The 10,072-nt window shown below is 73.9% G+C and carries 9 protein-coding genes; 3 read left to right on the plus strand and 6 right to left on the minus strand.

Annotated elements, in window-relative coordinates:
• Positions 1 to 41: 41 nt before the first annotated feature.
• Positions 42 to 614, minus strand: a complete 573-nt coding sequence (locus tag AB0E83_RS10000) for a TetR/AcrR family transcriptional regulator (protein WP_362108499.1) — start codon at positions 612 to 614, stop codon at positions 42 to 44.
• 203 nt (positions 615 to 817) lie between these two features.
• On the opposite strand from AB0E83_RS10000, the gene AB0E83_RS10005 reads away from it, so the two are divergent.
• Positions 818 to 4,153, plus strand: a complete 3,336-nt coding sequence (locus AB0E83_RS10005) for a S41 family peptidase (RefSeq protein ID WP_362108501.1) — start codon at positions 818 to 820, stop codon at positions 4,151 to 4,153.
• Here AB0E83_RS10005 and AB0E83_RS10010 read toward each other — a convergent pair.
• The 5 genes from AB0E83_RS10010 to AB0E83_RS10030 all read right to left on the minus strand — a co-directional run bounded on the left by AB0E83_RS10010 (position 4,096) and on the right by AB0E83_RS10030 (position 8,355).
• Positions 4,096 to 4,623: a GNAT family N-acetyltransferase gene (locus AB0E83_RS10010; RefSeq protein WP_362108503.1), complete on the minus strand. Its 528-nt coding sequence runs from the start codon at positions 4,621 to 4,623 to the stop codon at positions 4,096 to 4,098. The two genes, AB0E83_RS10005 and AB0E83_RS10010, sit on opposite strands and share 58 nt — an antisense overlap.
• 110 nt (positions 4,624 to 4,733) lie before the next feature.
• Complete coding sequence (locus AB0E83_RS10015; RefSeq protein ID WP_362108505.1) at positions 4,734 to 4,928, minus strand: hypothetical protein; 195 nt, start codon at positions 4,926 to 4,928, stop codon at positions 4,734 to 4,736.
• 123 nt (positions 4,929 to 5,051) lie between these two features.
• Positions 5,052 to 5,933, minus strand: coding sequence for an SDR family oxidoreductase (locus tag AB0E83_RS10020; protein ID WP_362108507.1), 882 nt, complete (start codon positions 5,931 to 5,933; stop codon positions 5,052 to 5,054).
• Positions 5,930 to 6,835 (minus strand): alpha/beta hydrolase, encoded by a 906-nt coding sequence (locus AB0E83_RS10025; protein WP_362108509.1) that lies wholly within the window; start codon positions 6,833 to 6,835, stop codon positions 5,930 to 5,932. The genes AB0E83_RS10020 and AB0E83_RS10025 overlap by 4 nt, the downstream gene beginning before the upstream one ends.
• On the minus strand, positions 6,832 to 8,355 hold the full coding sequence (locus AB0E83_RS10030) for an NAD(P)/FAD-dependent oxidoreductase (RefSeq protein ID WP_362108511.1): 1,524 nt from the start codon (positions 8,353 to 8,355) through the stop codon (positions 6,832 to 6,834). The genes AB0E83_RS10025 and AB0E83_RS10030 overlap by 4 nt, the downstream gene beginning before the upstream one ends.
• A 198-nt stretch (positions 8,356 to 8,553) precedes the next feature.
• Here AB0E83_RS10030 and AB0E83_RS10035 point away from each other — a divergent pair, with 198 nt between their 5' ends.
• Positions 8,554 to 9,177 (plus strand): MerR family transcriptional regulator, encoded by a 624-nt coding sequence (locus AB0E83_RS10035; RefSeq protein WP_362108527.1) that lies wholly within the window; start codon positions 8,554 to 8,556, stop codon positions 9,175 to 9,177.
• 137 nt (positions 9,178 to 9,314) lie between these two features.
• A complete protein-coding gene (locus AB0E83_RS10040) occupies positions 9,315 to 9,902 on the plus strand; it encodes a hypothetical protein (protein WP_362108513.1) in 588 nt (195 codons plus the stop codon).
• Positions 9,903 to 10,072: the final 170 nt, after the last annotated feature.

The following is a 10,072-nucleotide window of genomic DNA, read 5'->3' on the forward strand; positions in this document are numbered from 1 at the left end:
GTCAGGTGGAGCAGGGGTGGTGCGGGGGTGGTGCGGGGAGGTCAGACGCCGAGTGAGGGGAGCACGACGGCGTTGACGTAGCTGACGAGGAAGGGCCGGTCGACCGGCTGGTCGTCGATCAGCGGGCGGGCGACGAGCGCCCCGATCAGCATGTGCGGGACGAAGTCGAGGGCCGGGTTGTCCGGCGGGACCTCGCCCCTGCGGACCGCGCGGCGGAGGAACTCGGAGAAACCGTTCAGCTCGGGTTCGATGAGCAGTTCGCGCAGCGCCTGGTGCAGGTCCGGGTGGGTGTGGACGGCATGGGCCAGACCCCGCATCAGCGCGGTGTCCTTCTCCATCTGACAGTCGTCGACGAGGTCCAGGAGCGCCTGGAAGTCGCCGCGCAGCGAACCGGTGTCGATCTGGTCGAAACCGGACGGCTTGCCGTGGCGCAGGGCCGTGGCGACCAGCTCGGGCTTGCTCCCCCACTGGCGGTAGAGGGTGGCCTTGCTGGAGTGGGTGCGGGCGGCGACGGCGTCCATGGTGAGGGCGTCGTAGCCGACCTCGCGCAGGAGGTCGAGCACGGCCCCGTACAGCTCGGACTCCCGCTCGGGAGTAAGTCTGCTGCGGGCCATGTCCGAACCTCCGGGCCGATGGGGACGAGCAGAGCGAACGAAACGGTTTCGTACTCTGCTTACGGTACGAAGGTACCCCGCCGCCCAACGAAACGAAACCGTTTCGTACGTGTTCTGGGCCACAGCCCCGCCGCCGGCCCCGGACCGCGCCCCGTACGCCCGTACGAGTTGCCGCGCCCCCTCCGCGCGGAAAGCATGAACGGGTGAGTGACGACGTGGCCTACCTCCGCTTCCCGCACCTCCACGACGACCTGCTGTGCTTCACGGCCGAGGACGACCTCTGGGTCGCCCCCCTCGCGCCCGCCGGCCGGCGCCCCGGCCGCGCCTGGCGGCTCACGGTCGACCGCACCCGCGCCGGGCACCCCCGCTTCTCCCCCGACGGGCGCCACATCGCGTACACGAACTGGCGCAGCCTCGACCCCGAGATCCACCTGGTGCCGGTCGACGGCGGCCACGCCCGGCAGCTCACCCACTGGGGCTCCACCGACACCCGCGTCTGCGGCTGGTCCCCCGACGGCGACATCCTCGCCGTCTCCTCGCACGGCCAGCCCTTCTCGTACTTCTCCTGGGCCTACACCGTCGGCACCGACGGCTCCCCCGGCGGCCGGATGCCCTGGGGCCCGGTCTCCGACATCGCCGTCCGGGACGTGGACGGCGAGCGCCGCACCCTCCTCCTCACCGGCACCCCGCCGCACGAACCGGCCGCCTGGAAGCGGTACCGGGGCGGCGCCACCGGCCGGCTCTGGCTCCACGGCGAGCGGCTCCTCCCGGACATCGGCGGCCACCTCGCCGACCCGATGTTCGTCGCCGCCCCGCCCGGCGAGACCGGGTACCGGATCGCCTTCCTCTCCGACCACGAGGGCATCGGCAACCTCTACTCCTGCCGCCCCGACGGCACGGACCTGCGCCGCCACACCGACCACGCCGACTTCTACGCCCGGCACGCCTCCTCCGACGGCCGCCGGGTCGTCTACCAGTGCGCCGGCGAGCTGTGGATCGTCGAGGACCTCACCGCCGGCTCCGAGCCGCGCCGCCTGGAGGTCCGGCTCGGCGGTCAGCGGGCCGGCCGCCGCCCGTACCAGGTGCCCGCCGCCCAGCACGTCGACGCGCTCTCCGTCGACGAGACCGGCCGGGCCAGCGCCATCGGGGTGCGCGGCAGCCTGTACTGGCTCACCCACCGCGACGGCCCGGCCCGCGCCATCACCGACACCCCCGGCGTCCGGGTGCGGCTCCCCGAGATGCTGGGCAGCGGCGGGCAGATCGCCTACGTCACCGACGCCGAGGGCGAGGACGCCGTCGAGATCGCCTATCTGCCCCGGGCCAGCGGCGACCGGCCCCCGCGCCGGCTCGCCGCCGGAAAGCTCGGCCGGGTCGAGGAGCTGGTCGCCGACCCGGACGGCGAACGGCTCGCCATCGCCTCGAACGACGGCCGCCTCCTCCTCGTCGACGCCACCGAGGACTCCGGGGACGCCACCCCGACGGAGTCCGGAGGAGGTACGGAGTCCGGGGGAGGCGGGGTCACCGAGCTCATCCGCTCCGTCAACGGCCCCGTCCGCGACCTCGCCTTCTCCCCCGACGGCGCCTGGCTCACCTGGTCCCACCCCGGCATCGGCCGCTCCCTGCGCTCCATCAAGCTCGTCCGCATCTCCGGTCCCGGCGCTCGCACGGTCATCGACGTCACCAACGGGCGCTTCGAGGACGAGAACCCGGTCTTCACCAGCGACGGCCGCTACCTCGCCTTCCTCTCCTGGCGCGGCTTCGACCCGGTCTACGACGTCCACACCGGCGACCTGTCCTTCCCGCTCGGCTGCCGCCCCTACCTCGTCCCGCTCTCCTCCGCGACCCCCTCCCCCTTCGCGCTGCTGCCCGACGGACGCCCGGCGGCCGGCGGCCTCGACCCGGCCGACGACGGCGCCGACAGCGGCGACGGCACGGTCACCGTGGAGATCGAGGGCCTGCCCGACCGGGTCACCCCCATCCCGGTCGCCGCCTCCAAGTACTCGGCGCTCGCCCCGGTCTCCGGCGGCGGCCTCGTCTGGCTGCGCTGGCCCATCTCCGGCGCCCTCGGCGAGACCTTCGCCAACCCCGCCGATACCTCCGGCCGCCCCACCCTGGAGCACTTCTCCGTCACCAAGGCCCGCCGCACCGAACTCGCCCGCGACCTCGACTGGTTCGCGGTCAGCGGCGACGGCACCCGGCTCGTCGTCTTCGACGAGGGCGAGCTGCGGGCCGTCCCCGCCACCGAACCCGGCGACAACGACTCCACCGTCTACCTCGACCTGCGGCGCGTCCTCCACGAGGTCGACCCCGGCGCCGAATGGCGGCAGTCCTACGACGAGGCCGGGCGGATCGTCCGCGCCTACTTCTGGGAGCCCGGCATGGGCGGCGTCGACTGGGACGCGGTCCTCGACCAGTACCGCCCGCTCCTCGAACGGATCGCCTCCCCCGACGAGTTCGCCGACCTGCTGCGCGAGGTCATGGGCGAACTCGGCACCTCCCACGCGTACGTCACCCCCGCCCGGCGCAACGAGGGCCCGGCGCACTACCAGCGCCCCCAGGGCCTGCTCGGCGCCAACTTCGTCTGCCGGGACGGCAACTGGCTGGTGAAGCGGATCCTGCCGGGCGAGTCCTCCGACTCCAAGGCCCGCTCCCCGCTCGCCGGCACCGGCATCCGCGAGGGCGCCGTCCTCACCCACGTCGACGGCCGGCCGGTCGACCCCGTCGCCGGCCCCTACCCGCTGCTCGCCGGCACCGGCGGCACCACCGTCGAGCTCACCTTCACCCCCGCCGGCGGCGAGGGCCGCTCCCGCCGCGTCGCCGTCGTCCCGCTGATCGACGAACGCCCGCTGCGCTACCAGGACTGGGTCGCCAAGCGGCGGGCCGTCGTCCGCGAGCTGAGCGGCGGGCGGTGCGGCTACCTCCACATCCCGGACATGGGCGGCTCCGGCTGGGCCCAGTTCAACCGGGACCTGCGGATGGAGGTCTCCCGGCCGGCCCTCATCGTCGACGTGCGCGGCAACGCCGGCGGCCACATCAGCGAACTCGTCGTCGAGACCCTCACCCGGAAGATCGTCGGCTGGGACCTCACCCGCAACGCCCAGCCCGTCAGTTACGCCTCCAACGCCCCGCGCGGCCCCGTCGTCGCCCTCGCCGACGAGGCCACCTCCTCCGACGGCGACATGATCACCGCCGTCTTCAAGCTCCTCGGCCTCGGCCCCGTCGTCGGCCAGCGCACCTGGGGCGGCGTCGTCGGCATGACCGGCCGCCACCGCCTCGGCGACGGCACCCAGATCACCGTCCCCATGAACGCGGCCTGGTTCACCGAGTGGGGCTGGTCGGTGGAGAACCACGGCGTCGAACCCGACCTCGCCGTGCTGCGCACCCCCCTCGACTGGGCCGAGGGCCGGCACGCCCAGCTCGACGACGCCGTCCACAAAGCCCTCGCCCTGCTGGAGTCGGAGCCGCCGGCGAACCCGCCCGGCTACGAGTCCGTGCCGGACCGCTCCCGCCCGAAGCTGCCGCCGAGGTCCAGCTCGTAGGCGATCGCGGTCTCCCCGGTCTTCAGCGTCTCGCGGCCGACCGCCCCGAAGCCGAGCCGGGCGAGCACCGCCCGGGAGGCGGGGTTCTCCGGCGACGCCTTGGCGTACAGCCGGCGCAGCCCGTACTCCTCCACGGCGAGCCGGCAGACCTCCCGGGCGCCCCGGGTGGCGAGTCCCCGGCCGGTGGCCGACTCCGCGATCCGGTAGCCGAGCTCGGCCGCGCCGTCGGCGAGGTCGATCAGGTTGACCCGGCCGAGGATCGCGCCGTCCTCGGCCACCAGGACGTGGAAGCGGATCGTCCCCTCGTTCTCCTGCTCGTCGAGCAGGGCCCGGTGGCGGGCGTCGAACCCGTCGAAGTACGCGTCCCCCCGGTCGGGCACGAAGGCGGCGAAGTAGGCCCGGTTCTCCCGCTCGAAGGCGAGCAGGGCGGGCGCGTGGTCGAGGCGCAGGCGTTCGAGTGCGACGGACATGGGCCGAGCGTACGAAGATCCCCGCGCGGGCGCGCGGGAGTTACGCGCCGGGCGGACGCGCGCGAGGGCGCACCCGGCGTCCCGGGTGCGCCCTCGTCACAGGACAGGCGTCAGGCCTCGCGGCCGCCCCGGCCGCGTTCCGTCCGCTCGCGCGCCTCGCGCTGGGCGCGCTCCTTCGCCTCCTGCGAGCCCTCGCGGGCCTGCGAAGCGCGCTGGGAGGCCTCTTCCTTGGCGCCGCCCATGGCCTTCTTGCCGCGCTCCTTGAGCTCCTGCGCCTTGTCCTCGAACTGGTCCTTGATGCCCATGAAGGTTCACTCCTAGAAGGGTGTGAGGGATGCGGGGGCGGTGTGCCCCCTGGGCCTCGACCAGCCTTGCACGGGCGAACATTCCGCGCATTTCGATCAGTTACCGTCCGTGCCCGCGGCCGGTCACCCCTTGGCCGTGCGGGCCTGCTCGTCGGCGGCTCCGCCCGCGCCCACCAGCCCCTTGGAGACCGAGGCCAGACGGGGTGCGAAGCGGGCCACCTCGCGCTTGCCGACGGTGGCGATCACCCCGGGCAGGTAGCCGCGGATCGACTGCATCCCGCGCAGCCACCACTGTGCGTACACGTGGGCCGAACGGCGCTCGATCCCCTCGACGATCCGGTCGACGGCCGGGCCGAGCGGGTACGTGCGGTTGGACGGCCACGGCAGCCGCTGCCGCAGCTCCTTCATCACGTCGTCCTGGTCGGCGCCCCGCACCATGTCGGTGTCGGTCCAGGAGAGGTAGCCGACGCCGACCTTCACGCCCTTGTAGGCGACCTCGGCGCGCAGGCTGTGCGCGAAGGCCTCGACGCCGGACTTGGAGGCGCAGTAGGCGGTCATCATCGGGGCCGGGGTGATCGCGGCGAGCGAGGCGATCTGGAGGAAGTACCCCCGGGACTCCATGAGGACCGGCAGGAAGGCGCGGCCGGTGACCGCTCCGCCGATCAGGTTGACCTCGATGACCCGCCGCCAGGCGACCGGGTCGGAGTCGACGAACGGGCCGCCGGCCGCGACGCCCGCGTTGGCGACGACGATGTCGACCTTCCCGAACCGTTCCTTCACCTCGGTCGCGACCCGGGCCATGGCCTCGTGGTCGGTGACGTCGGCCTCCCACCAGTCGGCCTCGGTGTGCAGCCGTCCCGCGACCTCCTTGAGGAGCTCGGGCTCCAGGCCGACGAGGGCGATCCTCGCGCCGCGCGCGGAGAGCTTGCGGGCGAGGAGTTCGCCGACGCCGCGGGCGCCGCCGGTGACGACCGCGACCTGTCCTTCCAGGCTGACCCTGCTCATACCCCTGCCTCCTTGCCGGTCGGACGTGCTCCGAGATACGTGAGCGTGAGTTCGCGGATCTGCGCGGTGACGGCCTCCGGGGCCTCGACCGGCGTCATGTGGCCCATGCCGGCCAGTTCGGTCAGGCCGGTGCAGTGCGGCAGCGCCTCGGCCAGGGCCCGGGAGTGGACGGGCGGGGTGAGCCGGTCGGCGGTGCCGACGAGGACGGCGGCCGGCACCCGGAGGTCCCGGACGCCCGCCTCCAGGTCGAGCCCGGCGAGCACCTGCGACCAGCCGTACCGGGACGGGCGCGGGCAGGCGTGCACGATGCGGGCGCAGGCGTCGACCCGGTCGGGCGCCGAACCGGGGCCCATCGTCGCGTACTTGAGGATCTTCTTCGAGATCCCGTTGACCGGGCCCAGCGGCGCCTTCGAGCCGAGGACGGCGCCGGTCAGCCGGGTCCGGAGGCCGCCGGGTCCGAGCGGCACCACGGTCGCCTCGGCGGTGAGCCGGGACGGGCCGGTGGAGCAGAGCAGGACGGCGGCGGCGTGCTGGACGAAGCCGGGGCGGCCGGCCGCGGCCATGATCGTCATGCCGCCCATGGAGTGGCCGGCGATCACGGCCCGCTCGCCGGGCCCGAGGGTGGCCGCGAGCACGGCCTCCAGGTCGTCGGCGAGCGCGGTGGTCGAGTAGCCGCCGGGGGCCGGGACCGGGGAGCGGCCGTGGCCGCGCTGGTCGTAGGCGACGACCCGGTGGTCGGGGGCGAGGGCCCGGATCTGTTCGGCCCAGAAGGACGTGGAGCAGGTCCAGCCGTGGGCGAGGACGACGGCGGGCGCGCCCTCGGGGCCGTACACCTCGGCGTGCAGCTCGGCGCCGTCGGCGGAGCGGACGGTGAGGGTGCGGGGCTCGGGGAGGCGGATCACTGGGCGGCCTCCTTCTTCCGGGCGGGGCGGGCGGTGGCCCGGACCGGCTTGGGGGCGCGGAGGACCTCGTACTCGGAGAGGTCGACCCGCCGGGTCTCGCGGCGGAACTCGCCGGTGGTGCCGGGCCACAGGGTGGTGTTGCGCCCGTTGGCGTCGAGGTACCAGCTGTCGCAGCCGCCGGACTTCCAGACGGTCCGCTCCATGCGGTTCTGCACCTTGCGGTTCCAGGCGTGCACGGCGGAGGGGCGGGCGGCGAGCGCGGCCCGGCCGCCCAGCACGTTGAGCTGGCGCAGGTAGTCGGCCATGTAGTTCAGCTGGGACTCGATCATGAGGATCATGGAGGAGTTCCCGAGGCCGGTGTTGGGCCCGATGATCGTCATCCAGTTGGGGAAGCCGTCGACGGTGGCGCCGCGCAGCGACTGCACGCCGTCCTTCCAGTGCTCGGCGAGCGAGCGGCCGTCGGCGTCGTGGACGAGGTCGGCGACCGGCATGTCGGTGACGTGGAAGCCGGTGCCGAAGACGATCGCGTCGACCTCGGTCTCGCTGCCGTCGGAGCCGACGACGACGTTGCCGCGGATCTCCTTGAGGCCGCCGGCGACGACGTCCACGTTGGGCTGGGCGAGGGCCGGGTAGTACGTGTTCGACAGCAGGATCCGCTTGCAGCCGATGCGGTACGAGGGCGTGAGCTTGGCCCGCAGGACCGGGTCCTTGATCGACTTGGCGATGTTGGCCTTGGCCAGCTTCTCGACCAGGCCCAGCTCGCCGGGGTGCTTGGTGAAGGCGCCGACCTGGAGCTCGCGGATGCCCCAGAGGATGCCGCGGCGCAGGGTGGCGGTGGCCGGCAGGGCGCGGTGCAGCCAGCGCTCGGGGCCGCTGATGGCCCGGTCCATGCGGGGCATGACCCACGGGGGCGTGCGCTGGAAGAGCGTCAGCTTCCCGACCTCGGGCTGGATGGCGGGCACGATCTGGATGGCGGAGGCGCCGGTGCCGACCATGGCGACCCGCTTGCCCCGCAGGTCGTAGTCGTGGTCCCAGCGGGCCGAGTGGAAGACCTTGCCGGAGAAGCCGTCGAGCCCCGGGACGTCGGGGATCTTCGGGTCGGAGAGCGGCCCGGTGGCGGAGACGACGACGTCGGCGGTGAAGGAGCCGGAGCCGGTCTCGATCGTCCAGCGCAGCTCGTCGGCGTCCCACTCCATCCGCTTCACCTCGTGGTTCAGCCGCAGGTGCGGCCGGATCCCGAAGGTGTCGGTCACGTGCTCCAGGTAGGCGCGGATGTGCCGCTGACCGGAGAAGGTGCGCGGCCAGTCCGGGTTGGGCGCGAAGGAGAAGGAGTAGAGGTGCGAGGGCACGTCGCAGGCGCACCCGGGGTAGCTGTTGTCCCGCCAGGTCCCGCCCACCGAGTCGGCCCGCTCCAGGACGACGAAGTCGGTGATCCCCTCGCGGCGCAGCCGGACCGCGGCGCCGAGTCCGCCGAACCCCGATCCGATCACCGCCACCCGAACGTGCTCGTGCTTCGCCATGCCGCCTCCCGTGCGCCCGGCCAAGATTCCGCCAGCAATCACTGGCACAGTCGGACTGTAGAGCAGCTCCATACCGAGCGGTAGGGGTACGACGAGGGAAAGTTACCGGCGGTACAACATAGGCTGGCGGACGTGGCAGAACGATCGGGAGAACAGGCGGCGCCCACGGAGGACCGGGACCCCCCGCACGAGTACCGCATGGCCGAACTGGCCGAGGCGGCCGGGATCACCGTGCGCACCCTGCGGTTCTACCGGGAGCGGGGACTCATCCCGCCGCCCCGCCGGGAGGGCCGGATCGCCTGGTACGACGAGCGGCACCTGGCCCGGCTGCGGACCATCGCCGCCCTGCTCGAACGGGGCCACACCCTCACCGGCATCGCCGACCTGACCACCGCCTTCGAATCGGGACGGGACGTCGGGGAGGTCCTGGAACTGGGGACGCCCTCCGAGGAGGAACCCGTCCGGCTCACCCCCGAGGAGCTGGCCGACCGCTTCGCCGGCGAGGTCACGCCGGAGAACCTCGCCGCCGCGCTCGACCTCGGCTACCTCGCCACCGACGGCGAGGACATCGTCCACGTCAGCCGCCGCCTCCTCGACGTCTCCGCCGCCCTCGTCCGCGAGGGCGTCCCGCTCGCCGAGGTCCTGAAGGCCGGCGCCCGCGTCCGCGAACACGCCGAAGCCCTCGCCGAGTTGTTCGCCGAGGTGCTGGGGGCGCACGCGGGCGCCGCCGACCTCCAGCGGCTGCGCCCGCTCGCCAAGAGCGTCGTCGAGGCCGAACTCTCCCTCGCCCTCGACCGCCGGCTGCGGGCCGGCGACGCCTGACCGGAGCGGCACGCGGCGCGGCCTCATCGGCGCCTGACAGGTTCTTCGAAAGTTCTTCATCACCTCCGCCCTACGGTCGGTCCGCCCGCCGCGCCCCGCGGCCGGGCCGACCACCAGGAACGGGGACCGAGGAACCGATGAGGACCGACCGGACACTGCTCGCCGCCGTCGCGGCGACCGCCGCCGTCGTGCTGACCGGCTGCGGCGGGAACGACCCGGGGACCGGCGTCCCCACCGCCGGGGACGCCACCGCCACCGCCCGCGCCGGCGGGACGAAGGGCGGCGCGGGCGGCGACGAGGGCGAGATCGCCGCGTACGTCGAGGCCCGGCGCGCCTGGGTGGCCTGCCTCCGCGAGGGCGGCATCGACGCGCCCGACCCGGACGAGAACGGCCGGGTCGAACTCGCCGACGGCCGCGCGGTCAAGGCGGACCCCGCGCTCCGCAAGGTCCTGGAGGAGTGCGGCAGGAACCAGCCGGGCGTCCCCGCCGCCCTGGAGCGCAGGCTCGCCCCCGAGCTCACCCCCGACCAGATCGAGAAGAAGTTCGAGTTCGCCGCCTGCATGCAGAAGAACGGCGCCCCCGACTTCCCCGACCCCGAACCCGACGGGCACGTCTACGGCGACGCCCAGCAGTGGGACTCCACGACCGCCGCCGCCCAGCGCGCCTCCCGCGTCTGCGCCCCGATCATCGGGCGCCCCACCGAGACCGGACCGGGCAAGGGCTGAGCCGTGGACGACCTCTCCCCCGAAGCGGCCCCCGCCCTCGCGCCGCCGCCCCGCCGGCGGCGCCGGACCGCCCTGCTCGTCACCGGCGCCGCCGCCGTCGTCGCGGCCGTCGCCGCCGCCGAGGCCGAGCGGGCCGGCGACGGGGATCGGAAGTGCACACCTCAGAACTC

The organism is Streptomyces sp. NPDC035033 (assembly GCF_040636735.1).
In the GTDB taxonomy this organism is placed as follows: Bacteria; Actinomycetota; Actinomycetes; order Streptomycetales; family Streptomycetaceae; genus Streptomyces.